The sequence below is a fragment of the Cellulomonas citrea genome (assembly GCF_009829685.1).
Taxonomy (GTDB): Bacteria; Actinomycetota; Actinomycetes; order Actinomycetales; family Cellulomonadaceae; genus Cellulomonas; species Cellulomonas citrea.
Map to the genome: position 1 here is coordinate 1 of NZ_VWSD01000017.1, position 23,746 is coordinate 23,746.

The 23,746-nt window shown below is 74.2% G+C and carries 21 protein-coding genes; 15 read left to right on the forward strand and 6 right to left on the reverse strand.

From position 1 onward, the window contains the following. From F2B26_RS03720 to F2B26_RS03730, 3 genes are all read left to right on the forward strand, one after another. Positions 1 to 1,217, forward strand: a 1,217-nt coding sequence (locus F2B26_RS03720) for an HD domain-containing protein (protein ID WP_159806575.1), incomplete at its 5' end; no start/stop codon positions are given. 67 nt (positions 1,218 to 1,284) lie between these two features. Then, positions 1,285 to 2,769, forward strand: a complete 1,485-nt coding sequence (miaB, locus tag F2B26_RS03725) for a tRNA (N6-isopentenyl adenosine(37)-C2)-methylthiotransferase MiaB (protein ID WP_159806577.1) — start codon at positions 1,285 to 1,287, stop codon at positions 2,767 to 2,769. Between the two features lie 159 nt (positions 2,770 to 2,928). After that, positions 2,929 to 4,515: an aspartate:alanine exchanger family transporter gene (locus tag F2B26_RS03730; RefSeq protein ID WP_235929482.1), complete on the forward strand. Its 1,587-nt coding sequence runs from the start codon at positions 2,929 to 2,931 to the stop codon at positions 4,513 to 4,515. Between the two features lie 7 nt (positions 4,516 to 4,522). Here the strand turns inward: F2B26_RS03730 and F2B26_RS03735 are convergent, their stop codons facing one another. Then, positions 4,523 to 5,038 carry a type III secretion system chaperone family protein gene (locus tag F2B26_RS03735; protein ID WP_159806581.1) on the reverse strand — a complete coding sequence of 172 codons (516 nt, stop codon included), beginning with the start codon at positions 5,036 to 5,038 and terminating at the stop codon, positions 4,523 to 4,525. Beyond that, a complete protein-coding gene (locus F2B26_RS03740; protein WP_159806583.1) occupies positions 5,035 to 5,622 on the reverse strand; it encodes a type III secretion system chaperone family protein in 588 nt (195 codons plus the stop codon). Before F2B26_RS03740 ends, F2B26_RS03735 begins: the two co-directional genes overlap by 4 nt. A gap of 142 nt (positions 5,623 to 5,764) precedes the next feature. Between F2B26_RS03740 and F2B26_RS03745 the strand changes: the two genes are divergently transcribed. From F2B26_RS03745 to dapF, 5 genes are all read left to right on the forward strand, one after another. Continuing rightward, on the forward strand, positions 5,765 to 6,310 hold the full coding sequence (locus F2B26_RS03745) for a type III secretion system chaperone family protein (RefSeq protein WP_159806585.1): 546 nt from the start codon (positions 5,765 to 5,767) through the stop codon (positions 6,308 to 6,310). After that, the gene (locus F2B26_RS03750; protein WP_159806587.1) at positions 6,307 to 8,109 is read left to right on the forward strand and encodes an HSP90 family protein; all 1,803 of its coding nucleotides are present in this window, start codon (positions 6,307 to 6,309) and stop codon (positions 8,107 to 8,109) included. Before F2B26_RS03745 ends, F2B26_RS03750 begins: the two co-directional genes overlap by 4 nt. Further along, positions 8,102 to 9,997 (forward strand): hypothetical protein, encoded by a 1,896-nt coding sequence (locus F2B26_RS03755; protein WP_159806589.1) that lies wholly within the window; start codon positions 8,102 to 8,104, stop codon positions 9,995 to 9,997. Before F2B26_RS03750 ends, F2B26_RS03755 begins: the two co-directional genes overlap by 8 nt. A 43-nt stretch (positions 9,998 to 10,040) precedes the next feature. After that, entirely contained in the window at positions 10,041 to 10,991 is a 951-nt protein-coding gene (gene miaA, locus F2B26_RS03760; RefSeq protein WP_159806591.1) for a tRNA (adenosine(37)-N6)-dimethylallyltransferase MiaA, read from the forward strand. Between the two features lie 116 nt (positions 10,992 to 11,107). After that, entirely contained in the window at positions 11,108 to 12,082 is a 975-nt protein-coding gene (gene dapF, locus F2B26_RS03765) for a diaminopimelate epimerase (RefSeq protein WP_159806593.1), read from the forward strand. 29 nt (positions 12,083 to 12,111) lie between these two features. On the opposite strand, the gene F2B26_RS03770 is transcribed toward dapF, so the two are convergent. Next, entirely contained in the window at positions 12,112 to 12,711 is a 600-nt protein-coding gene (locus tag F2B26_RS03770; protein WP_159806595.1) for a class I SAM-dependent methyltransferase, read from the reverse strand. A gap of 38 nt (positions 12,712 to 12,749) precedes the next feature. Here F2B26_RS03770 and hflX point away from each other — a divergent pair, with 38 nt between their 5' ends. The 3 genes from hflX (at position 12,750) to F2B26_RS03785 (ending at position 17,552) form a co-directional block, all read left to right on the forward strand. Then, positions 12,750 to 14,345: a GTPase HflX gene (gene hflX, locus F2B26_RS03775; RefSeq protein WP_159806597.1), complete on the forward strand. Its 1,596-nt coding sequence runs from the start codon at positions 12,750 to 12,752 to the stop codon at positions 14,343 to 14,345. 93 nt (positions 14,346 to 14,438) lie between these two features. After that, on the forward strand, positions 14,439 to 16,490 hold the full coding sequence (locus F2B26_RS03780; RefSeq protein ID WP_235929483.1) for an ATP-dependent DNA helicase: 2,052 nt from the start codon (positions 14,439 to 14,441) through the stop codon (positions 16,488 to 16,490). A 66-nt stretch (positions 16,491 to 16,556) separates the two neighbouring features. Continuing rightward, positions 16,557 to 17,552: an L-lactate dehydrogenase gene (locus tag F2B26_RS03785; RefSeq protein ID WP_159806599.1), complete on the forward strand. Its 996-nt coding sequence runs from the start codon at positions 16,557 to 16,559 to the stop codon at positions 17,550 to 17,552. A gap of 72 nt (positions 17,553 to 17,624) precedes the next feature. Here the strand turns inward: F2B26_RS03785 and F2B26_RS03790 are convergent, their stop codons facing one another. Further along, a complete protein-coding gene (locus F2B26_RS03790; RefSeq protein ID WP_159806601.1) occupies positions 17,625 to 17,828 on the reverse strand; it encodes a Rho termination factor N-terminal domain-containing protein in 204 nt (67 codons plus the stop codon). Between the two features lie 103 nt (positions 17,829 to 17,931). Next, a complete protein-coding gene (lexA, locus tag F2B26_RS03795; RefSeq protein ID WP_235929486.1) occupies positions 17,932 to 18,633 on the reverse strand; it encodes a transcriptional repressor LexA in 702 nt (233 codons plus the stop codon). A gap of 368 nt (positions 18,634 to 19,001) precedes the next feature. Between lexA and F2B26_RS03800 the strand changes: the two genes are divergently transcribed. From F2B26_RS03800 to F2B26_RS03815, 4 genes are all read left to right on the forward strand, one after another. After that, positions 19,002 to 19,370 (forward strand): LysM peptidoglycan-binding domain-containing protein, encoded by a 369-nt coding sequence (locus tag F2B26_RS03800; RefSeq protein ID WP_235929484.1) that lies wholly within the window; start codon positions 19,002 to 19,004, stop codon positions 19,368 to 19,370. 88 nt (positions 19,371 to 19,458) lie between these two features. Then, a complete protein-coding gene (gene nrdR, locus F2B26_RS03805; protein ID WP_159806631.1) occupies positions 19,459 to 19,950 on the forward strand; it encodes a transcriptional regulator NrdR in 492 nt (163 codons plus the stop codon). 141 nt (positions 19,951 to 20,091) lie between these two features. Next, positions 20,092 to 22,083 carry a S9 family peptidase gene (locus F2B26_RS03810; RefSeq protein ID WP_159806605.1) on the forward strand — a complete coding sequence of 664 codons (1,992 nt, stop codon included), beginning with the start codon at positions 20,092 to 20,094 and terminating at the stop codon, positions 22,081 to 22,083. 74 nt (positions 22,084 to 22,157) lie between these two features. Further along, positions 22,158 to 22,352 carry a DUF5302 domain-containing protein gene (locus tag F2B26_RS03815; protein WP_159806607.1) on the forward strand — a complete coding sequence of 65 codons (195 nt, stop codon included), beginning with the start codon at positions 22,158 to 22,160 and terminating at the stop codon, positions 22,350 to 22,352. Positions 22,353 to 22,508: 156 nt separating this feature from the next. Here the strand turns inward: F2B26_RS03815 and serA are convergent, their stop codons facing one another. Next, positions 22,509 to 23,708, reverse strand: a complete 1,200-nt coding sequence (serA, locus tag F2B26_RS03820; protein ID WP_159806609.1) for a phosphoglycerate dehydrogenase — start codon at positions 23,706 to 23,708, stop codon at positions 22,509 to 22,511. Between the last annotated feature and the right edge of the window lie 38 nt (positions 23,709 to 23,746).

The window sequence follows — 23,746 nt, forward strand, 5'->3', positions numbered from 1 at the left end:
GCGCCGCCGCCAGGACCGTCGCGGACGCCGAACGGGTGGCCGCCCAACGGCTCGCGGCCGCCCAGGATCAGGCGATGACCGAGCTCGAGCGTGCGGCCGGGCTGACGGCGGACCAGGCGCGCGAGGAGCTCACCAGCCGTCTGGTCGCCCAGGCCGAGCACGCCGCGGCGGCCAAGGTCCGTCGCGCGCAGGCGCAGGCGCAGCGGGCCGCCGAGGCGAAGGCGTTGCGCGTGCTCACCACGAGCGTGCAGCGGCTGGCCGTGGCGACCAGCGCCCAGTCCTCGGTGACGCAGCTCCCACTGCCCTCGGACGAGATGAAGGGCCGGATCATCGGCAAGGAGGGGCGCAACATCCGCTCCTTCGAGGCGCTCACCGGTGTCAACGTCCTGGTCGACGAGACGCCCGACACCGTCGTGCTGTCGTCCTTCGACGCCGAGCGTCGGGAGGTCGCGGTCGCGACCCTCACCGCTCTCATGGCGGACGGCCGGATCAATCCCCAGCGGATCGAGGCCGCCTACGCCGCGGCCGTCGCCGAGGTGGCCGACCGCGACGAGCAGGCCGGGCACGACGCGATCGAGCGTGCGGGCATCGGCGTGCTCGCCCCCGAGCTCGCGCCGACGATCGGCCGGCTGCGGCTGCGCACCTCCTCGGGCCAGAACGTGCTCGAGCACCTCGTCGAGACCGCGCTCATCGGGGCCGCGATCGCTGCCGAGGTGGGCGCCGACGTCGAGATCACCCGGCGCGGCTGCTTCCTGCACGACATCGGCAAGGCGCTCACGCCGCTGCAGGGCGGTTCGCACGCGCGGGCCGGTGCGGACCTGCTCCGTCGGCACGGTGAGGTCGCCGCGGTCGTCGAGGCGGTCGCCGCGCACCACGACGAGGTCCCGCCGACGACCGTCGAGGCGGTGCTCGTCCAGGTCGCCGACGCGATCTCGGCCGCCCGCCCCGGCGCCCGGCGGGAGAACGTCGACCAGTTCGCGGAGCGGATGGAGCGGCTCGAGGCCCTCGTCGGCGCCGTCGAGGGGGTGCGGCGGGTGCTCGCGATGGCCGCCGGACGCGAGGTCCGTGTCGTGGTGGAACCCGACCAGGTGGCGGACACCGAGCTGCCCGCACTGGCCGACCGGCTCGCCCGGCTCATCGAGTCCGAGGCGGACGTCCCCGGTGAGATCCGGGTCACCGTGGTGCGCGAGCTGCGGGCGAGCGCCACCACCGCCTGACCCGCCCGGGTCCGTGTACCCGTCGCCGCGTGGGAGCTCGCCGGTGCGGCACGTACCCTGTCCGGTGATGTCCACGACCCTGCCTGCGCGCACCTACCAGGTGCGGACCCTGGGCTGCCAGATGAACGCGCACGACTCCGAGCGGATGGCAGGTCTGCTCGAGCAGGCCGGTCTGCGTCCGGCCCAGGGGGAGGCCGACGTCGTCGTCCTCAACACCTGCGCCGTGCGCGAGAACGCCGCCGACCGGCTCTACGGCACGCTCGGCCTGCTCGCCAAGGCCAAGCGTGAGCGCCCCGGGATGCAGATCGCCGTCGGCGGCTGCCTCGCGCAGAAGGACCGGGACGCGATCGTGCGGCGTGCGCCGTGGGTCGACGTCGTGTTCGGCACCCACAACATCGACGTGCTGCCGGTGCTGCTCGACCGGGCCGCCCACAACGAGGCCGCCCAGGTGGAGATCGCCGAGTCGTTGCAGGTCTTCCCCTCGACGCTGCCGACCCACCGCGAGCAGGTCTACGCGGGCTGGGTGTCGATCTCGGTGGGCTGCAACAACACCTGCACCTTCTGCATCGTGCCGCACCTGCGCGGCAAGGAGCGCGACCGGCGTCCGGGCGACGTGCTCGCCGAGGTCGAGGCGCTCGTCGCCGACGGGGCGATCGAGGTCACCCTGCTCGGGCAGAACGTCAACTCCTACGGTGCGTCCTTCGGGGACCGCGGCGCCTTCGCCTCGCTGCTGCGGGCCGTCGGTGCGGTCGACGGCCTCGAGCGGGTGCGGTTCACCTCCCCGCACCCGGCGGCGTTCACCGACGACGTCATCGAGGCGATGGCGCAGACGACGACCGTGATGCCGTCGCTGCACATGCCGTTGCAGTCCGGGTCGGACGTGGTGCTGCGGGCGATGCGCCGGTCCTACCGGGCCGCCCGGTTCCTCGGCATCCTCGACCGGGTGCGGGCCGCGATCCCGGACGCGGCCATCACGACCGACATCATCGTCGGCTTCCCGGGTGAGACCGAGGCGGACTTCCAGGCGACGCTCGACGTGGTGGCGGCGTCCCGCTTCTCCTCGGCGTTCACCTTCCAGTACTCGCCGCGGCCCGGCACCCCCGCCGCCGACCTGCCGGACCAGGTCCCGCCGCAGGTCGTGCAGGAGCGGTACGAGCGGCTCACGGCGCTCACCGAGCAGATCGCCCTGGCCGAGAACGAGGGTCAGGTCGGCCGGGTGGTCGACGTGCTCGTCGCCAGCGGTGAGGGGCGCAAGGACCGGGCGACGGCGCGGCTGTCGGGACGGGCCGCCGACAACCGGCTCGTGCACCTGGCCGTGCCGCCGTCGGCGACCGCCGAGCAGCTGCCGCGTCCGGGCGACCTGGTGCGGGTCGCCGTCACCCACGCCGCCCCGCACCACCTGGTGGCCGACTCCGCGCTCGACGGCGGCACGTTCGAGGTACGGCGCACCCGCGCCGGCGACGCGTGGGCCGCGCGCGGCACCGCCGAGCACACGCACCCGGAGCCGTCCGCGGGTCCGGTCGCGCTCGGCCTGCCGCTGCTGCGAGGCTGACGTCCGGTCCCTGGTCCGGGACCGACGGCCCGGATCGGCCGTCGGCGGGCGGACCAGCTGCTGGTCTGTGGGCCGAGGTGGGGCCAAAGGGCCAGGTCCGGTGGCACAGGTGCCGATTGCATGGAGGTACGGCCCTCTCACCGACGCCAGGAGCCTTCCGTGGATGCAGTGCTGCACTTCCTCGCCGCTCAGCCGATCCTGCTCCTGTTTGTCCTGGTGGGGCTCGGGTCGCTGCTCGGCCGGGTCAAGGTGCACGGCGTCGGGCTCGGGGCCGCTGCCGTGCTGTTCCTGGCCATCGCGCTGGGTGCGTTCGCCAGCACCCGCGGGATCGAGCTGGCAGTGCCCGAGACGATCGGCACCCTCGGCCTCACGCTCTTCACCTTCACGGTGGGCGTGGTCTCGGGTGCCACGTTCTTCGCCTCGCTGCGACGCAACCTCGGGCCCAACGTGGCGATGGTCGCCGTCCTCGTGCTCGCAGCACTAGTGGCCGTCGGGCTGGGCCGGCTGCTCGGTCTCGACGCCCCGACGGTCGCCGGGGCGTTCGCGGGTGCCGTGACCAACACCCCGGCGCTGGCCGCCGCACGTGAGGCGGCCGGCTCGGACGCCCCGACGGTGGCGTACGCAGTCACGTATCTCGGCGGGGTGCTCGGCATGCTCGCGGCGGTGGCCCTGGGCCTGCGGCACCGGGCCACCGACACCGACACGCCGCCGGAGCTCGTCACGCGCACCGTCCGGGTCGAGACGACCTCGGAGCCCAGCATCCGTGCGCTGGAGGAGCTGCACGGCGGGCGCATCCAGTTCACCCGGGTACGGCACGGCGAGCAGAACCCGATCGAGACGATCGACGAGGACGACGCGTTGCGCCGCGACGACCTGGTGACCCTCGTGGGACCGGTCGCCCAGGTCGAGCAGGTGACGGCCGAGCTGGGGCACACCTCGTCGCACCGGCTGGACGCCGACCGGCACGACGTGGACATGCGACGGATCACGGTCTCCGAGCCGCGGGTGGCCGGGCGCACGATCGGCGAGCTGGCTCTGGCCCACCGCTTCGGGGCGACGGTCTCCCGGGTGCGTCGCGGCGACGTCGACTCCGTGGCCAGCGACGACGTGCTGCTGCAGCTCGGCGACCGGCTCCGGGTGGTGGCGCCCAAGGGCCGGATGAAGGAGGTCACGCGGTTCCTCGGGGACTCCTCGCGGGGGCTCTCCGACATCACGCCGGTGCTGCTGGGGCTGGGCATGGTGGCCGGGATCCTCGTGGGGGCCATCGCGTTCCCGGTGCCCGGGCGGGTGTTCTCGATCGGGTCGGCGGCCGGGACGCTGCTCGTCGGGCTCGTGCTGGGGCGGCTGGGCCGGATCGGGCCGCTCGTCACCGCGATGCCGTACACCGCCGCCCAGACGCTGGGTGACCTGGGCATCCTGCTGTTCCTGGCACAGGCCGGGTCACGGGCCGGCGCGATGATCGGGTTGGCGTTCACCAGCGGCGCCTGGCTGCGGGTGCTCCTGCTGGGGCTGGCGGTGACGGGCGTGACCGCGGTCGGGCTGTCGTTGGTGATGCGGCGGGTGTTCGCGATCGGCGCCACGAAGCTGTCGGGGGTGCTGGCCGGTGCGCAGACGCAGCCGGCCGTGCTGGCCTTCGCCAACGAGCGCACGTCGTACGACCCGCGGGTGGCGCTCGGCTACGCGCTCGTGTACCCGGCGGCGATGATCGCCAAGATCCTGCTCGGCCAGGTGCTCGGGGGGCTGTGACCGCCGGTCAGTTGTCCGGGATGTCGTCGGGCACGGGGCCCTCGCCCGGCAGCAGGGAGTCCAGGCCAGCGAAGAGCTGCACCCCGGTGCCCAGCCCGCAGGCCAGGATCTGGTCGAGCTGGGCGTCGGTGACCCCGGGCTCGAGGTCGGCGGAGACCTCGGAGTAGACCGCCAGCGACCCGCCCTCCTCGCGCAGGTAGGCCTTGGGCCAGATCCGCTCGCGGTTCCAGTCGTTGAGGGCCAGGATCGCGGCGGCGCGCTGCTCGAGCGGCAGCGACCGCGACCAGCGCCCGCGGACCTGGATCACCTCCTCGTCGTCCCCGAGCAGCAGGAACCAGAACCGGTGCCCGTCCCAGGTACCGGTGAGGTCGCCGTCCTCGTCGGTGGTGAACCGGTAGCCGCGTGCGTTGAGGAAGGCCGACACCCGGGCCTCGGTGAGTGGGGTGGGCGCCTGCGTGCCGACCGACTTGAGCGGCGAGGGCAGCCCGCCGAGCACCCGCAGCAGCCAGCCCGGCGCGCTCACGGCGCCGTCCCGGCGGGGTCGACGTACTGCTCGTCGAGCGCGTCGAAGAGCATGGTCGCGGTGGACAGCCCGCAGAAGAGCGTCTGGCTGAGCTGGTCGTCGGTCGCGCCGTGCTCGAAGTCCACGGCGACCTCGGTGACCACGTGCACCCGGCCGTTGTCGCGGACCCGGGCGTACGCCTTGGGCCAGATCCGGTCGGCGTTCCAGTCGTTGCACAGCTCGAGCACCTCGGAGAGCCGCTCGATGGTGAGCTCGCGGTGCCACTGCCCGCGCACCTGCAGGATCTCCTGCCGCTCGCCGAACAGGAAGAAGTAGAACAGGCGCCCTCGCCACAGCCCGCCGAGGTCGCCGTCGGAGTCGACGAAGTAGCTGAACTGGTTGTCGGCCAGCCAGGTGGCGATCCGCCCGGGGGCGAGCGGGACGGGCAGCTCGCTCGCCGGTTCGGTCACCCCCAGCTCGCGGGCCAGCAGCGCGGTCACGTCGTCGTGCGAGACCTGGCCGGGGGTGTTCTGCGCGCGGGGGAGGCGGCGTGCGCCCGGCGCCCGTCCGCGCCACCGGGCGACGAGATCGGTGAGCCAGGACATGCGAGCAACGGTACCCGGTGCCACCCACGGGACCGGGGCGGTTTTCGCGGGACGGACTGCCATCCGGGGCAGCCGAACCGCCGTCGCGCGGCCCCTGCCTTCGATAGCCTGCGCGGGCCGACCCGAGAGGAGACCGACCGCGATGGCCTTCTTCCCCAAGACCGTGACGACACCCGCCGGACCAGCGCCGCTGACCGCCCAGCGGGTCGCCGCCGTGCTCGACGCCCGTGAGTACACCTACGGGTGGTCCGCGGACCAGACCCGGTTGGGCGGCTTCTGGGACGACCACCTCGTGGAGTTCGTGTTCTACGGCGAGCAGGACGAGATCCTCCAGGTGCGCGCGCACTGGGGTCGCCCGCTGGGGGTCGAGCACCGTGCCCAGGTGCTCGACGTGCTCAACGAGACCGCGTCGGGGCGGCTGTGGCCCAAGGCGTACGTCGACATCGAGGACGACGAGCTGGCGGTCTACGCCGAGCACGCCGTCGACTATGAGCACGGCGTCACCGACGCCCAGCTGGACACGCACCTCGCGTGCGCGGTCACCGCGTCCCTCGGCCTGTTCGCGCGGCTGGACGAGGCCTTCCCGGAGGCGGTCGAGGCGTGGCGGGCCCAGCAGGAGGCCGAGCACGGCGACCACGACGGCCATGACCACGACGCCCACCCCCACGAGGAGTCGCCGGGACTGTGAACGACGAGCTCCAGTCGTTCACGGTCGACCTGCGCGGCGTCGTCGACCTGTTCGCCCGGCACCTGTACTCCGGTCCGCGCGTCTACCTGCGCGAGCTGCTGCAGAACGGCGTCGACGCGATCACGGCCCGGCGCCGGCTCGACCCGGACGCCCCCGACCAGGTGCGGCTCGACCCGCTGCCCGACGGTCGCCTCGAGGTCACCGACACCGGTGTCGGGCTCACCCTGGACGAGGCGCGGGACGTGCTCGCCACGATCGGCCGCAGTTCCAAGCGCGACCTGGAGCTGGGCGTCGGCCGGGCGGAGTTCCTCGGGCAGTTCGGCATCGGGCTGCTGTCGGCGTTCATGGTGGCCGACACGATCGAGCTGCGCTCGCGGTCGGCGGCCGACCCGCACGCGCGCGCCATCGTCTGGCGGGGGCACGACGACGGCCGGTACGAGCTGGCCGAGACCGACGACCCGACGCCGGTCGGCACCACCGTGGTGCTGCGTCCGCGCCGGGACGCCGAGCACTGGGTGGCGCCCGAGACCGTGGTGGCCCTGGCCGAGGAGTTCGGCGCGCTGCTGCCGTACGACGTCGCGTGCCGCGTCCAGGTGCCGGGGCACGGCACGGCCTGGCGGCGGACCAGCCGGCCGACGCTGCCGTGGCAGTCGCCGGAGCCCGACGAGCTGACCGCGTACTGCCGGACCACCCTCGGCTTCGAGCCGCTCGCGAGCATCGCGCTGTCCGTCCCGCTGGCCGGCCTCACCGGGGTGGCCTACGTGCTGCCGGCCGCCCCGCCGCCCGGGCCGGGCACGCACCGGGTCTACGTCAAGCGGATGCTGCTGGGCACCCGGGTCGACGGGGTGCTGCCGGAGTGGGCCTTCTTCGTGCGGTGCGTGCTCGATGCGGACGGCCTGCGTCCGACGGCCTCGCGCGAGGCGCTCTACGACGACGACGTGCTGCTGGCGGTCCGCGACGCGCTCGCCGACCAGGTGCGTGCCTGGGTGCTGCGCACGCTGTCCGGTGACGGGGCGACGGCCCGCCGGTTCCTCCAGGTGCACCACCTCGCGCTGCGGGCGCTGGCCCGGGTCGACGACGAGGTGCTCGACCTCGTCGTCGACGTGCTGCCGTTCGAGACCACCGACGGGCTGCGCACGCTCGCCCAGGTGCAGGCCGAGCACGGTGCGGTGCTGCACACGACGACGGTCGAGGAGTTCCGCCGGGTCGCGCCGGTGGCCAGGGCGCAGGGACTGGCGGTGGTGAACGCCGGGTACGTCTACGACGAGGAGCTGCTGGCCCGGCTGGCGGCCCGTCGCCCGCAGTGGCGGGTGCGCCCGTTGGTGGCCGCCGATGTGCAGGCCGTGCTCGACGAGCTCGACCTGGACCGGGCCCTGCAGCTCGAACCTGTGCGCGTGCAGGTGTCTGACGTGCTCGCGGACCACGGCTGCGAGGTGCTGCTGCGCACCTTCGAACCGCCGTCGCTGCCGGCGCTGCTGCTCACCGACCGCGACGGGCGGCACGAGCAGGCCCGTCGCGAGCTCGAGCAGTCGGCCGACGACGTGTGGAGCCAGGCGCTCGGCGACGTCGCCGCACCTGCCCCCATGCCGCGCGCGCTCGTGCTCAACTGCGCGAACGAGGCCGTGCTGGCCCTGCTGGGTGCCCCGGGCGGTCGGGTGCAGGAGGCCGGGGTCGAGGCTCTCTACACGTGCGCGGTGCTGCTCGCCGGGGAGTCGCTCCGGGCGCACGAGTCCACGCTGCTCACCCAGGCGCTGGCCACCCTGCTGGTCGCCGGGACGGAAGGAGGCGCCGGTGCGTGACCGGGCGAGTGTCGACTCCGAGCTCATCGCTGTCCGACGGCTGCCGTACGGGCTGTCCCGCACGCTGGCCGCCGAACGGGTGCACGCCGAGGTGCAGGCGCAGGGACCGGCGGTGTGCGAGGCGTTCGCCTCACTCGTCCTGCTGGAGTCCTACCACCACGCCGGTGAGCCGATGAAGGCGCTGGTGCCGTTCACCCAGGTGCTCCGGCTGGCCGACGAGCACCCCGACCGCCTCGACGAGGGCGACTGGCGGATGCTCCTGTGGTCGTTCAAGTGGCTGCTCGTCGACCTGGTGCAGACCCCGCAGGTGCCGACCGCCCGGGTGGACGCGCTCATCGAGGACATGCGCCGCCGGTTCGCGACCGCCGGGGCGGGGATGGACGCCGTCGAGTACGTGCGCTCGCGGTGGGCGGACGTGCGGTGCGCACCCGACGCCGAGCAGGTGTTCGAGACCTGGGTGGCCACCCCGCGCGACGAGTACTCCCAGTGCCAGGTCTGCGACCCGGGCGACCGGGCGGCCCATCTGCTGGCGGTCGGCCGCACCGAGGAAGCCGTCCGGATCATGGAGGCGGCGGTCGACTCGGGGGCCACCTGCCTGAGCGAACCGGCCGACATGCTGTCGCGGCTCGCGCTGGCCTACCTCGACCTCGGTCGCGACGGTGAGGCGGTCACGGCGCACCGGCGCTCGCTGGCCCAGCTCGACCGGGCCGAGGTGGACCTGCGCTCGGTGCGGGGCCGGGTGCTGCAGTTCCTGGCGCGGGCGGGTGCCCTCGCGCCTGCGGTGCGCCGGATCGAGCGGGACCAACGGCTGCTGGACGGTTCGTCGGTGACGGCGCTGGAGCACCTGGGCGTGCTCACCCAGGTCGGGGGCGCGGCCGAGGCGCTGTCGCAGCTCGCCCCGGGGACGCCGGTGCGGCTCAGCGCGGTCGAGGCGGGCACGCTCGAGGCGCTCGCCGCATGGTGCCGGGTGCAGGCCGAGGAGATCGCCGTCGCGTTCGACCTCCGGCACGGCGACGACGCGACGAGCCGTTGGGTGGACGAGGCGTGGGCGCTCGCGGTGCGCCCGCTGGACCTCGGGGTGCTGCCGGTCGCGGGTGGCCCGGCCACGGGTGACGGGCGACCCGGGTCCTCCGTCGCGCCGCACGAGCCCGACCCGGGGCACCCGGCGGTGGCGACGAGCGTCGAGGAGCTCCTGGACCGGGCCGAGCGCGCCGCCGATGCCGGGCAGCTGGCCCAGGCCGCTCCCTGGTACGCGCAGGCCGCCGATCTGCTCGTCGACCAGGGCCTGCTGGCCGATGCGGGGTTCGCGTGCGCCGAGGCGGCGCGCTGCGCCCAGGTCCTCGAGGACCACGAAGGCGCGCACCGCGCCTACGGGCGTGCGGTCGCCCTGCTGGAGGCCGGCGGCGTCGTGGCGGAGCTGCGCGGTGCCGTGCTGCGAGCTTGGGCGGCGACGGCCGAGGTCGCCGGGGCCGGGGACCTCGTGCTGGAGCGCCTGTCGAGCCTGCGCTTCGAGCTCGCCGGACCCGCTCCCGAGCCGGTGGCGCAGGCTCGCCGGCGGGAGGCGGCGGACGTGGCGGACACCTGCGCCCGGCTGCTCGCCTCGGCCGGCCGCACCCAGGAGGCGGTGCAGCAGGCCGAGACGGCGGCCGAGGAGTTCGAGGAGCTGGGCGCCCCGGTGGACGCGGGGCAGGCCTCGTGGCTGGCCGGGCGGCTGCTGCGTGACCTGGGACGCACCACCGAGGCTGTCGCGCGCCTGCAGCGCGCCGGGGGGCAGCTCGTCGGGGCCGGCCCGGCGCGCGCCGGTGCGGTCGACGACCTCGTCGCCGTGCTGCGTGCTGCCGGTCGGGGGGACGAGGCGCAGCAGGCCGCACGCGCCCTGCTGCGCTGAGCGGGCGCCCCGACCGGATGCGCGGGCCGGTACCGTCGGGCCGGTGAGCATCGTCGTCGCCGTCGTGGGGCCGACGGCCACCGGCAAGTCCGACCTGGCCGTCGCCCTGGCCCGTGCGCTGGGCGGCGAGGTCGTCAACGCCGACGCCCTGCAGCTCTATCGCGGGATGGACGTCGGCACCGCCAAGCTGGCGCCCGCCGAGCGCGGCGGGGTCCGGCACCACCTGCTCGACGTGCTCGACCCCGACGGGGACGCGTCGGTGGCGCAGTTCCGCGAGGCCGGCCGCGAGGTGCTGGCGATGCTCGACGGAGCCGGTCGCCGGGCCGTGGTCGCGGGCGGCTCCGGGCTGTACGTGCGCGCGCTGCTGGACCCGATGGAGTTCCCCGGCACCGACCCGCTGGTGCGTGCGGCCCTCGAGGCGCGCGCCGAGCGGGAGGGCCCGGGGCTGCTGCACGACGAGCTGACCCGGCTTGACCCGGTGGCGGCGGCCGCGATCGACCGACGCAACACCCGGCGGGTGGTGCGCGCGCTCGAGGTGCACGCCCTCACCGGACGGGTCTCGACCGGTGTGCTGCCGCGCTACCGCTACGAGGTCCCGGCGGTGCAGATCGGGCTCGACCTGGACCGCGGCGCGCTCGATGCGGCGATCGAGGTGCGGGTCGACCGGATGTGGGCGTCCGGGCTGGTGGACGAGGTGCGGCGGCTGGCGGCGCACGGTCTGTCGCGCACGGCGGCCCGGGCGGTCGGGTACGCCCAGGTGCTGGCCTACCTGGCCGGTGAGTGCGACGAGCAGGCGGCCCGCGTCGCGACCGTGGCCGGTACCCGTCGCCTCGCCCGCAAGCAGATGGGGTGGTTCGGCCGTGACCCCCGGGTGCACTGGCTGGACGCCGCCGACCCCCGGCTGGTCGAACGGGCGCTGGACCTCGTGGCCCGGGCCGATGCGGGGACCTTGCGCGAGGGCAGCGACCCGGTGCGCCGCGCGCTGGGCTCCTGAGCGGCAGGGCTGACCGCCGTCCCTGACCGCCCGGTCCCGGTCGCACCCTGCCGACCGCGCCCTGCCTATCCAACCCTGCCGACCGCGGCTCGGTGTTGCCCGCGTAGGCTGCCCCGGTGAGCGCCACGAGCCCCGCCGAGGCCACCCGGCCCGCCGCCCCGCAGCCCGCCACTCGCCTGTCGGTCGTCAAGGGGCACGGCACGCACAACGACTTCGTGCTGGTCGACGACCGCGCGGGGCGCCTCGACCTGGACGCCGGGCTCGTCGCGCGGCTCGCGGACCGACGCGGCGGGGTCGGCGGCGACGGGGTGATCCGCCTCGTGGCCAGCGCGATGCTGCCCGAGGGCCGTGACCTGCAGGCCGGTGAGCCGGCGGCGCGCTGGTTCATGGACTACCGCAACGCCGACGGCTCGGTGGCCCAGATGTGCGGCAACGGGGTGCGGGTGCTCGCGGCGTTCTGCGAGCGGCTCGGTCTGTGGGACGGCACGGGTGAGCTGGCGCTCGGTACCCGGGCCGGGGTGCGGCGGGTCCGTCGGGTGCCGGCACCGGACGGGTCGTCCGCGCCGTGGTACGCGGTGGGCATGGGCATGGTCAGCCTGCCGGGGGGCGAGGCCGCCGTCGACGAGGGCGGCGACCTCCAGGTGCGGGTGGACGGGCTCGACGTGCCGCGTCCGGCGCTGTCGGTCGACGTCGGCAACCCGCACGCCGTCGTGGCCCTGTCCGACGAGGCGACCCTCGCGCGCGCCGAGCTCGTGCACGCGCCGGTGGTGCGACCGACCCCGGTCGACGGGGTGAACGTCGAGCTCGTGGTCCCGCTGGGCGAACAGCTCGTCGACGGCGAGACCGTCGGGCGGGTCCGGATGCGGGTGCACGAGCGGGGGGTGGGGGAGACCTCGTCGTGCGGCACGGGTGCGGTCGCCGTCGCCGCGGCGGTGCGCAGCTGGGCGGGGCCGTCGGCGCCGACCACGTGGCTGGTGCAGGTACCTGGCGGCATGGTGCGGGTGCGGCTGGCCGCCGACGGCACGGCCGAGCTCGCCGGCCCGGCGGTGCTCGTGGCCGATGTGCAGGTGGACCTGGACGCGCTCGGCTGACGAGACGTCGGACCGACAGGTCGCTGGGCTCAGCTCGCGGCGTCGACCCGCAGCACGCGGAAGCCCTTGGCGGACGCGACCCGTTCGACCGGGAGCCCGAGCTCGGCGGCGATCCACTGCTGGAGCGAGTCGGCTCCCAGGTTCTTGCTCACGACGAGGTGCGCCGCGCCGCCGGGTGCCAGCCGGGGCAGCCACCGGCCGAGCAGCTCGTGCAGCGCCGCCTTGCCGATCCGGATCGGCGGGTTCGACCAGATCGCGTCGAAGGTCAGGTCGGCCGGGACGTCGTCGGGCAGCGCCGGGTGCACCGTGGTCAGGTCGAGCGCACGGGCGTTGTCGGCCACCAGGTCGAGCGCACGGGCGTTGACGTCGACGGCCCACACCCGTCCCTCGCTGCGCAGCGCGAGCTCGAGGGCCACCGGTCCCCAGCCGCAGCCCAGGTCGAGCAGCTCACCGTCGGCCGGCGGCGGCGGGGTGTGCGTGAGCAGCACCCGGGTCCCCAGGTCCACGTGGTCGGGGCTGAACACCCCGCCGGCGGTCTGCACACGCACGGTGCGCCCGGCGAGCTCGACCTGCAGGGTCCGTCGACGGGCGTCCGAGACCGGCTCGGCGCTGAAGTAGTGCTCACCCACGCCCCGGACCGTACCGGCCCGGCTCGGCCGGCAGCGAAATGCCTCGCCGGTGGGCAGCGGGCCATGGGACCCTGGAGGCCGACCAGCCACCCGAGAGGATCTGCGTGAGCGAGACCGGACCAGAGCGCACGCCACCTGAGCACGGCGCGTCCGAGCGCACCGCACCCGACCGCACCCCCGCCCAGGTCGCCGACGACGTGGTGGCGCGCGTGCTGGCCCGCACGGGCACCGCGCTGCAGTCCACCGACGCCGGGCACACCTCCTACGACGGCGACCAGCTCGAGCTGGCTGAGCGCACCTCGCTGCGCCGGGTCGCGGGGCTGTCCACCGAGCTGGAGGACGTCACCGAGGTCGAGTACCGGGCCCTGCGGCTGGAGAAGGTGGTGCTCGTCGGCCTGTGGAGCGGCGGCGCGCCCGAGGCCGCGGAGGTGTCGCTGCGCGAGCTGGCGGCCCTCGCGGAGACCGCCGGCTCCCAGGTCCTCGACGGGCTGCTGCAGCGGCGCCACACCCCGGACCCGAGCACCTACCTCGGCTCGGGCAAGGCGGCCGAGCTCGCGGGTGTGGTCGCAGCGGTCGGGGCCGACACGGTGGTCGTCGACGGTGAGCTGGCGCCCTCGCAACGCCGTGCGCTGGAGGACGTGGTGCGGGTCAAGGTGATCGACCGCACGGCGCTCATCCTCGACATCTTCGCCCAGCACGCCCGCTCCAAGGAGGGCAAGGCGCAGGTCGAGCTGGCCCAGCTGGAGTACCTGCTGCCGCGGCTGCGCGGCTGGGGCGAGTCGATGTCCCGCCAGGCCGGTGGCCAGGTCGGCGGCGCCGGCCAGGGCATGGGGTCACGCGGCCCCGGTGAGACCAAGATCGAGCTGGACCGCCGTCGCATCCGCACCCGGATGGCCAAGCTGCGTCGTGAGATCGCGGGGATGGCACCGGCCCGGGTGACGAAGCGGGCGTCCCGGGTGCGCGGTGCGGTGCCGTCGGTGGCGATCGCCGGGTACACCAACGCCGGCAAGTCCTCCCTGCTCAACCGGCTCACCGGTGCCGGTGTCCTGGTGGAGAACGCGCTGTTCGCGACCCTGGACCCCACCGTGCGCCGGGCGCTCACGTCCGACGGACGGGTGTACACCCTCACCGACACCGTCGGCTTCGTCCGGGCGCTGCCGCACCAGCTGGTCGAGGCGTTCCGGTCGACGCTGGAGGAGGTCGCCGACGCCGACCTCGTGCTGCACGTGGTCGACGCGGCCCACCCGGACCCGTTCGGTCAGCTGGCCGCGGTGCGCGAGGTGCTGGCCGAGATCCCGGGTGCGCTGGACGTGCCCGAGCTCGTCGTGCTCAACAAGGCGGACCTCGCCGACCCGGAGGTGCTCACCCGGCTGCGCAGCCGCGAGCACGGGGCGATCACGGTGTCGGCGCACACGGGTGAGGGCATCGAGGAGCTCCGCGAGCTCATCGCGCAGTGGCTGCCGCGCCCGGGGGTGCTCGTCGACGTCGTCGTCCCGTACGAGCGGGGGGACCTCGTGCACCTGGTGCACGAGCACGGCGAGATCGAACACGAGGAGCACCGCCCCGAGGGCACGGCGCTGCGCGCCCGGGTGGACGCGGGCCTGGCCGACGCCCTGACCGCGGCGGCTCGCTGACCGACCGGACGTGACCGGACTGCCTGCGGACCGGTCGGGCGCCGCCCGGCACGGCTGACCGGCACCGTCGGCGGGCGGCACTACCCTGACCCGGTGCCTGACGACCCTGACGAGACCGCCGGCGTCGACAGGCTGCTGGACCGCGCGGTCGCGGCGCTCGGCGGGACCCGCCGCGACGGCCAGCTCACCATGGCGCGCGAGGTCGCGCGGGCCCTGGGGACCGGGGAGCACGTGCTCGTCCAGGCCGGGACCGGGACCGGCAAGTCGCTGGCCTACCTGGTGCCAGCGATCGCGCACGCGGTGCGGGAGGACGAACGGGTCGTCGTGTCCACGGCGACCCTGGCGCTGCAGCGCCAGGTGATCGGCCGGGACCTGCCCCTGGTCGCCCAGGCGCTCGCCGGCGACCTGCCCCGGCAACCGACGACGGCGCTGCTCAAGGGCTGGCAGCACTATCTGTGCGTGCACAAGGTCGCTGGTGGCTACCCGTCGGACGACACGTTGTTCGACGTCGAGGAGGCCTCGCCGACGCCCGACCCCGCCGGTCTGGGCGCCCAGGTGCTGCGGCTGCGCGAGTGGGCGGCCGGCACCGGGACGGGGGACCGCGACGAGCTGGTGCCCGGGGTGAGCGAACGCGCCTGGCGGCAGGTCTCGGTGACGTCGCTGGAGTGCCTCGGCCGACGCTGCCCGATGATCTCCGAGTGCTTCGCCGAGGCGGCCCGGGAGCAGTCGCGACGGGCCGATGTCGTCGTCACCAACCACGCGATGCTCGCGGTCGCGGCGACCGGCGCCCCCCAGGTGCTGCCCGAGCACCAGGTGCTCGTCGTCGACGAGGCGCACGAGCTGGCCGACCGGGTGACCTCCCAGGCGACCCTCGAGCTGTCGATCGCGACCATCGAGCACGCCGGGCGGATGGCCCGACGGCACGGCGGGGTGCCCACCACCGACCTGGACGCCGCGAGCCAGCAGCTGGCCCAGGTGCTCGTCGGCACACCCGAGGGCCGCTTCACCGGTGCGCTGCCGGACTCGCTCGGCGAGGCCGTCGGTGTGGTCCGGGATGCGGCGAGGGCCCTGGTGAGCGCGTTGCGGCCCTCGTCGACCGGCACCGCGGCCGGGGCCGACGCGGTCGCCGAGGGCGGTCGCTCGATGGCCGGTGCCGCCATGCTCGCGCTGTTCGAGGTCGCCGAGACCATGTCCGGTGACGCGCAGGAGCTGGCCCAGACGGTGCTGTGGTGCGCCCGGGGCCAGGACGCGCGCGGGGTGCCGACGACCCGGCTGCACGCGGCGCCGCTCGCGGTGAACGGGCTCATCCGGTCCCGGCTGCTCGACGGGCGCAGCGCCGTCCTCACCTCGGCGACGCTGTCCCTGGGCGGCTCGTTCGACGCCGCGGCCCGTGCGGTGGGGCTCGCGCCGGGGGCCGGTCAGGAGGCGGCGACGCCCTGGCGCGGCCTCGACGTCGGCAGCCCGTTCGACTACGCCCGCCAGGGCATCTGCTACGTCGCACGGCACCTGCCGGCGCCCGGACGTGACCCGGCGACCGACGCCCAGCTCGACGAGATCGAGGCGCTCGTGCGTGCCGCGGGCGGGCGCACCCTCGGGCTCTTCTCGTCGCGGCGGGCGGCGGTGGCGGCAGGTGCGGCGATGCGCGAACGGCTCGACGTCCCGGTGCTGGTCCAGGGCGACGACCAGCTCGGGGCGCTGGTCGACCGGTTCGTCGCCGAACCGGCGAGCTGCCTGTTCGGCACCTTGTCGCTGTGGCAGGGCGTCGACGTGCCCGGCAGCACCTGCCGGCTCGTCGTGATCGACCGGATCCCGTTCCCGCGGCCCGACGACCCGGTGTCGTCGGCCCGTGCGGAGGCGGTGGCCCGGGCGGGCGGCAACGGGTTCATGGCGGTGGCGGCCTCGCACGCCGCGCTGCTGCTGGCCCAGGGCGCGGGGCGTCTCATCCGCACCACCGAGGACCGCGGCGTGGTCGCGGTCCTCGACCCGCGGCTCGTGACCAGCCGCTACGGGGAGTACCTGCTGCGCTCGATGCCGCCGTTCTGGCGCACCACCGACCGGCAGGTGGCGATCGATGCGCTGAGCAGGCTCGCGGCGGGCGACGAGCCGTCCGTCCCCTCGGTCGACGGGTCCGGGCTGCCCGGCTAGCCTCACCGTGTCCTGTGTGGGCGCGGCCCGTCGGGTCCGCCCGTCCGGCCCGTCCGAGAGGTACCGATGTCGCAGTCCGACGAGCTCGCGCTGAACGAGACCGCCTCCCACCCGCGTCGCACCTCCAAGGTCGCCATCGTCGGGGCCGGTGCGGTCGGAGCGACGATGGCGTACGCGCTGCTCATGCGCGGCTCGGCACGTACGGTGGTGCTCTACGACATCAACGGCGCGAAGGCCGAGGCGGAGGCGCTCGACCTGGCCCACGGCATCCAGTTCATGCCGATGGCAGCGGTCCAGGGGTCGGACGACATCTCGATCGTCGCGGATGCCGACGTGGTGATCTTCACCGCGGGTGCCAAGCAGCGTCCCGGGCAGACCCGGTTGGACCTCGCTGGGGCCACGATCTCGCTGGTGAGCAAGGTGCTGCCGCAGCTCGTCGAGGTCGCCCCGGCCGCGGTGCACCTCATCGTGACCAATCCGGTCGACGTCGTGACCTACGCGGCGCTCAAGATCTCCGGCCTGCCGTCGAACCAGCTGTTCGGCTCCGGCACGGTGCTGGACTCCTCCCGGCTGCGCTACCTCATCTCCGAGCAGACCGGTGTGGCGGTGCAGAACGTGCACGCCTATGTCGCCGGTGAGCACGGCGACAGCCAGCTCACCTTGTGGAGCTCGGCGACCATCGGTGCGGTGCCGCTGCTCGACTGGACCGGGATCGAGGGTCGCGGTCCGCTCACCCAGGGCGTGCGTGACGCGATCGCCCAGGAGGTGGTCGACTCGGCGAACCGCATCATCGAGGGCAAGGGCGCCACCAACTACGCGATCGGCTTGGCCGGGTCACGCATCGTCGAGGCGATCCTCAACGACGAGCACCGGATCCAGCCGGTGTCGTCCCTGCTCGACGACTACCACGGCATCAGCGGCGTGTGCCTGTCGGTGCCGACCATCGTCGGCTCGGCCGGGGTCGGGGAGCACGTGCGGGTCCCGATGTCGGTCGACGAGATCGCGGGGCTGCACGCCTCGGCGGTGGCGGTGCGGGCCGTCGCCCGCCAGTTCGGCTACTAGCGCCGGGCGCGGCGCCCAGCTGCGACCTCGGCGGCTGGCTGCGCTCTCGGGGACCGGCGACGACGGCGTGACTCAGCGCGTGCGCAGGGCCTCGATGAGCTCGGCCCGGCGCATCCTCGCCCGACCCGGCACGGCGAGCTCGGCCGCGCGCCGGCGCAGCTGCGGCACGGACCACTGCGTGTAGTCCGGTTGGTCGCCCCCGTCGGACGGGGTCGACAGCAGTCGCACCATCGCGTCATGGGCCGAGGGCCCCGGGTCTCGCATCGGTCCGGGCATCGCATCCTCCTCCTGGTGGCGCCGACCTGCGCACGACGACCGTACGTGCTGGGCACGGTGCCGCGCTGTGCCCAGCACCTGCGGGATGCCGTCGGTCAGGACGTCACAGGCTGCGCAGCACGCTCACGACCCGCCCGAGGATGACGGCCTCGTCCCCGTCGATCGGTGAGTAGGCCGGGTTGTGCGGCAGCAACCAGATGTGGCCGTCGCGTCGCTTGAAGGTCTTGACGGTGGCCTCGCCGTCGAGCATGGCGGCGACGATCTCACCGTTCTCCGCGACCGGCTGGCGGCGCACGACGACCCAGTCGCCGTCGCAGATCGCCGCGTCGATCATCGACTCGCCGACCACCTTGAGCAGGAACAGCTCACCCTCGCCGACGAGCTGGCGGGGGAGCGGGAAGACGTCCTCCACCACCTGCTCGGCCAGGATCGGGCCGCCGGCCGCGATCCGCCCGACCACCGGGACGTAGGCCGGGCTGGGGACACCGTCCTGCTCGACCTCGAACCCGAGGGCGCCGGGCAGCGGGGGCACGGACCGGGAGTCGTCGGGCTGGACGACCTCGATGGCCCGGGGGCGGTTGGGGTCGCGGCGCAGGTAGCCCTTGCGCTCGAGCATCTCGAGCTGGTGCTTGACGGACGAGGGGCTGGTGAGGCCGACCGACTCGCCGATCTCTCGCATGCTCGGCGGGTAGCCCCGGTCGGCCACCGACGAGCGGATGGTCTCCAGGATCCTGCGCTGGCGTGCGGTGAGCGCCGCGCCGTCGCCGTCGGAGTCGGTCCCGGGCGCGCCGTGCAGCACGTGCACCGAGGCCAGCGGCTGGTCGGACCCGTCGGCCGAGGACGTCGGCGGCTCGCGGCGGTCGGTCACGGGCTTCCTCCTTCGCGCCCGCCGTTGCCGGCCGTCGGCGCTCGTGTGGGTGGTGCGTGGTGCGCTCTGCCTGTCGCACCCACGGTAGGGGAGACGAGGCGCTCGACCAAACATCTGTTCGAGTGTGTCTCGACTTTCTCCCCCTACCCGGCTAGCGTACAGGTGTACGACGAACACAGGTTCGAACGAGACGCACGGCGGGTCGTCCGCACGGCGGGTCGTCCGGACATCAGGTCGTCAGGCGCCGACAGCAGGACAGGTAGGACGGTGCGGCCGCTGGTCGCACCACTGGACGAGGAGGGCCCATGACCACGATCACGATGCTGCCGGTGGTTCCCGGCCGGACGTCGGCTCCCGCGACGGGTGCGGTCGACGGTCCGCTGCGGCTGACTCGGCGGGGACGCGTCGTGCTGCTCGCACTGGTCGCGCTCGTCGTGGCGCTGACCTCGGTCCTCGTGTCGAGCAGGATGGCGGTGGCGGACGGTCCGTCGTCGGCCCCGGTGGTCGAGCGGCACGTCGTGGCCCCGGGCGAGACGCTGTGGCAGCTCGCCGCGTCGATCGCCCGGCCGGGGGAGGACGTGCGCGATGTGGTGCTCGAGCTGGTCCAGCTCAACCAGCTGCCGGGCTCCGGCCTCATGGCCGGTCAGACCATCGTGCTGCCGGTGGAGGGCTGACATCGCGCCGTTGGGGTACCGTCTGGTACTCGCGGACCGCGACGGGGTGGCCGGTTGCTGGCCGCCCGCGAGCCAGCAGGAGGACTCGGTGCACTGCCCGTTCTGTCGTCACCCGGACTCGCGCGTCATCGACTCGCGTACGGCGGACGACGGTTCGGCGATCCGGCGCCGGCGACAGTGCCCCAACTGCGGGCGCCGCTTCAGCACGGTCGAGACCGCCAGTCTCACCGTCGTCAAGCGCTCGGGTGTCACGGAGCCGTTCAGCCGCGAGAAGATCCTCGGCGGGGTGCGCAAGGCGTGCCAGGGGCGTCCGGTCGACGAGGACTCGCTCGCCAAGCTCGCTCAGCGCGTCGAGGAGACGTTGCGCTCCTCGGGTCTGGCCGAGATCGAGACGCAGGAGATCGGCCTGGCCATCCTCGGACCGCTCCAGGAGCTCGACGAGGTGGCCTACCTGCGCTTCGCCTCGGTCTACCGCTCGTTCGAGTCCCTCGAGGACTTCGAGGCGGCGATCACCCAGCTGCGCGCGGCGCACGCGGCCGGATCCGAGGACGAGGACCTCGCGAGCCCGGCGCAGGTCTGAGCCAGGTCCGGTGCCCGGTCCGGGCCCTGATCGCCTCTGATCCCTCCCGACGCGGTGTTCGGCCGGCAGTACTGGGTGCCTTCACCCGTCCGACACCTGCGCGGTGCCGTCAGTGTCCGGCGAGGTCGGTAGGTTCGAGGGGTGCTCCCTACCGACCTTGACCTCCTTCTCAGCTGCGGGACCCCGTCCCTGCTCCCAGACGCCCGTGCGGCCGTCGTCGCCGTCTCGGCCCCGGACCTGCAGACCGACCGGGACCAGGGCCGGTTGTGGTGGGTGCCGCTGGACGGTCGCGACCAGCCGCGGCCGCTGACCCACGCCCATCAGGACAGCGCCCCGACCTGCTCGCCCGACGGTCGGTCGGTCGCCTTCTGCCGTTCCGTCGACGGCGGGCCGGCTCAGCTGTACGTCCTGCCGCTGGAGGGCGGCGAGCCCGTCCAGCTCACCCGGTCTGCGCTGTCGGTGAGCGCACCGCGCTTCTCGCCGGACGGACGCTCGCTCGTCTACCTGGCCCGCGACCCGCAGGACGGGCGGTACGTCGCCGGCGGTGACCCGGACGCCGAGCCGCCTCGGCTGGTGACCAGCCCCGCCTACCGCCACGACAACCTCGGCTACTACCTCGACCGTCCGCGGCGGGTGTGGGTGGTCGACCTCCCGGTCGGTGACCAGGACGCGGAGCCTCGTCCGGTGAGCGGTCCGGAGCTCGAGGTGCTCGCGGTCGAGTGGTGGCCCGACTCCCAGCACCTGGTCGCTGTCGCCGGCGCGCACCCGGGGCACCAGGAGGACCTGCGGCAGGACGCGCTGCTGCTCGACCGCACGGGGTCGACGCCGGTGCCTCTCACCGATGCTGGCCGCGGCAGCCCGCTCGGGGTGGACCGGGCGCTGCCGACCTCCGACGGCGCCGCGGTGTGGCTGCTCGCGACAGACCTGGGCCCCGACGGGCTGGACTTCGTCGGTCAGCTCGCCGGCGCGTACCGGCTTGCGGTCGAGGTGACGGCCGACGGCCCGCGCGCCCAGGGCGCCCCGGTCCGGGTCACCGACGCCGACCACGTGGAGGCCGTGCCGGACTCGGCTGTCGTCGACGGGTCCGACCTGCTCGTCGGGGTCGAGCGGCACGGGTCCGTGCATGCGGTGCGCCTCACCGGCGACGGGACCTCCACGGATCTGTCGGGAGCGGGCACCGTCGTGCAGGGCCTTGCAGCGGCGAACGGCGTCGTGCTGGCGAGCGTCGGGACCGCCGAGTCCGCCGGTGCGCTGCAGCTGCTGGGGGCCGAGGCGCGCACGGTGGCGGACTGGTCGGCGGCGCTGCGGGCGACGGGCCGTCTCGTGCGGCCCACCGTGCTCACAGCCACCGCGCCGGACGGTGCGCAGGTCCGGGGCTGGGTGGCCCGTCCGGACGCCGGGCGGCACGGCCCGGGGCCGTACCCCACCGTCCTCATGATCCACGGCGGTCCGTACGCCCAGTACACCCACGCGCTGTTCGACGAGGTCCAGGTGCTGGCCGGCGCCGGGTACGCGGTGGTCTACGGCAACCCTCGCGGTTCGGCCGGCGCGGGGCGCGACCATGCGCGCGCGATCGAGCGTCGGATGGGGACCGTCGACACCGACGACGTCCTGGCGCTGCTCGACGAGGCGCTCACCGCGCCCGACCTCGACGAGACTCGCGTGGGCGTCATGGGCGGCTCGTACGGCGGCTACCTCTCGGCATGGCTGACCACGCGCACCGACCGGTTCACGGCGGCGATCGTCGAGCGCGGCTTCCTCGACCCGGTGAGCTTCGTCGGCTCGTCGGACATCGGCTGGTTCTTCGGGCTGCGCTACGTGGGTGACCACGCGAGCGACCCCGAGCTGGTGGCGGCGCAGTCCCCGATGGCGCACGTCGGGCGGGTGCGCACCCCGACCCTGGTGATCCACTCCGAGCACGACTGGCGGTGCCCGGTCGAGCAAGGACAGCGCTGGTTCGTCGAGCTGCACCGCCGTGGTGTCGACGTGCGGCTCCTGCTGTTCCCCGGGGAGGGGCACGAGCTGTCCCGGTCGGGGCGGCCGACGCACCGCAGGGCGCGCTTCGAGCACGTGCTCGCCTGGTGGGCCGAGCACCTGCCTGTCGCACAGCCGATGGCGCGGACCGGCGATTGAGGTTGGCGCACGGCCCGCGATCGGCAAGGGTGGGCACGTGGTCCGTACCGACCGCACGTGAGGAAGGGATGACAATGACCGGCTCAGAGCAGAAGGCTCCCGGCGCACCGAGCGAGGACGCCAAGGCACGGTTCCGTCAGGCCCTGGAGGCCAAGAAGGCGGCAGCGCACCCCACCACCGATGCCGGGACGTCCGGCGGCGGGGTCCGCGGTTCGGAGACCGCCGGACCGGGCAAGCGCCAGTTCCGCCGCAAGTCCGGCTCGGCCTGATCGAGAGCGCACCCGCCCCGGTGGCTGGTGACCCGCGGGTGCTCCCCGCGTGGCGCACCGGGCGCCGGGGCGGTGTCGTGACGGATCACGCCCGTGGGCAGCGGGTGGCCGTCGTGGGCGAGGCCGGCGCCGCCGTACGGTCGAGCGCCCGCTGCCTCAGACGACGAGGCGCAGCCGGATCGACTCGGGGCGCCCGTCGAGCTCGGCGAGCACACCGGAGTGCACGTCGTCGGCCACATCGGTCACCACGTAGCCCACCTCGCCGCGCGTGGCGAGCATCTGGGACTCGATGTTGAGCCCGAACGCCGCGAGCGTCTGGTTGACGTTGGCCAGCACACCCGGCACGTTCTGGTGCAGGTAGGCCAGGCGGTGCAGACCGTCGGGCCGTTCCAGCGCGATGTTCGGCAGGTTCACCGACAGCGTCGTCGACCCGGTGGCCAGGAAGTCGCGCACCTTGGTCGAGACGAACTCCCCGATGCTCTGCTGCGCCTCCTCGGTGGAGCCGCCCGTGTGCGGGGTGAGGATGACGTTGTCGAGGTTGCGCAGCTGCGACTCGAACGGGTCGCCCTTGCGCTTGGGCTCGGTCGGGAAGACGTCGACGGCCGCACCGGCGATCCGGCCGGCGGTGATGGCCTCGCCGAGCGCGTCGTAGTCGACGACGAACCCGCGGGACAGGTTGAGGAAGATCGCGCCGTCGCGCATCGCGGCGATCTGCTTGGCACCGAACATGCCGGCGTTGCCGGCCCGCCCGTCCACGTGCAGCGTCACGATGTCGGCGACCTCGAGCAGCTCGTCGAGGCTCGACATCTTGCGGGCGTTGCCCAGCGCGAGCTTCTCGGCGGTGTCGAAGAAGACGACCGACATGCCGAGGTTCTCGGCGAGCACCGACAGCTGGGTGCCGATGTTGCCGTAGCCGACGATGCCGAGCGTGCGGCCGCGGACCTCGTGCGCACCGTTCGCCGACTTGTCCCAGATCCCGGCGTGCATCTTCTTGTCCAGGACCGTGAGCCGGCGGGTGAGCGCGATGATGTCGGCCAGCGCGATCTCCACCACCGAGCGGGTGTTGGAGAACGGGGCGTTGAACACCGCGACCCCACCACGCGCGGCGCTGCCCAGGTCGATCTGGTTGGTCCCGATGCAGTAGGCGCCGACCACCCGCAGATCGCGGGCCGACGCCAGCGCCGCGGCCGTGACCTGCGTCTTGGAGCGGATGCCGAGCACCTCGACGCCGTCGAGGGCCTCGATCAGCTCGGACTCGTCGAGCGCACCGGTACGGGCGTCCACCTCGAACCCTGCGGCGAGCAGGATCTCGTGGGCGTGCGGGTGCAGGTTCTCCAGCAGCAGGGCCTTGGGCACGCCCCCCATGGTGCTCCTGTCCGGGGTGTGGTCGTGGC